Source organism: Dyadobacter linearis, from assembly GCF_907165045.1.
In the GTDB taxonomy this organism is placed as follows: domain Bacteria; phylum Bacteroidota; class Bacteroidia; order Cytophagales; family Spirosomataceae; genus Dyadobacter; species Dyadobacter linearis.
The window spans coordinates 1-995 of sequence record NZ_CAJRAU010000023.1 but is presented as its reverse complement, the minus strand read 5'-3'; the positions used below and the strand labels follow the sequence as shown (position 1 = coordinate 995).

Here is a 995-nt window from a genome sequence, read left to right as displayed (position 1 = left end):
CCTACCAGTAATACCCCAAGATCGATTAATCAAACGCTGGAGAAGATAAACTTTCTGAAATCATTTAACGTCCATGAATGGGACTTGTCAGTCATAAGCCTGAACCGAAGAAAAAGATTGACACAAATAGCCAGGAATGTTTCAAACAAGTATTTGCAAAGATTGAACGCTACCAGAAGGTACCCGATTTTAATTTGTTTCCTGTATGAAAGTCTGATGGATACAAATGATAAAGTGCTGGAAATGTTTGATGATTATTGGGAGCACATTGTTAATGGCTCAAAAAAGGAACTGGATATCTACCAGCAGACCTTGTTCAAATCGCAGAACGAAGCAATGAAAACCTTGTCCCAGGCAGTCAGCATCATTGTTAACGATACCGTTACAGACGACCAGTTACGGAGATTAATTTTTGAGATATATCCAAAGGAAGTGCTTATGGAGGCATTACTTGTTACTGGGTCCGCACTACGTCCCATCAGGCAGACCCATTTATACTACCTTAATAATTATTATGGCAATTTGAAACAGTTTACACCGAACCTTCTCAAAACCTTTGATTTTCAAATTGCACATTCCAAAGATGGTTTTCAGAAAGTTATCGAGATACTAACTGATATACAATCTGGAAAGAAAAGGAAATTACCTGATGACACCCCGGTTGATTTTATAACGCCTTCCTGGAATAAACTGGTTTTTGAAAACGATCAGCAGCAGCCTGAAATTTTCCCACAACGTCAGCCTTACGAATTATGTGCCTTGGCTAACTTACGTGACCGGCTTCGTTCCGGTGATGTATATATAAATATTTCCCGAAAATATGCTGACTTCAATTCGCTGCTTCTTTCAAAAACTCAATGGGAATTGCTACGGAAGGATTTTTGTAGTCAAATGTCAATGCCTTCTCTACCCACCGAGCGTATTGATCAGCGTTTACATGAACTGGAATCACTGTTAAAACCACTTGATGAACTGCTTAATGCCGGCGGAGAAAT

Annotated in this window: 1 pseudogene; it reads left to right on the top strand. The window is 39.3% G+C overall.

Features of this window, described 5'->3' with window-relative positions:
• Nucleotides 1-216 precede the first annotated feature (216 nt).
• Nucleotides 217-995, top strand: a pseudogene (locus tag KOD92_RS27340) (hypothetical protein); the annotation flags it as partial.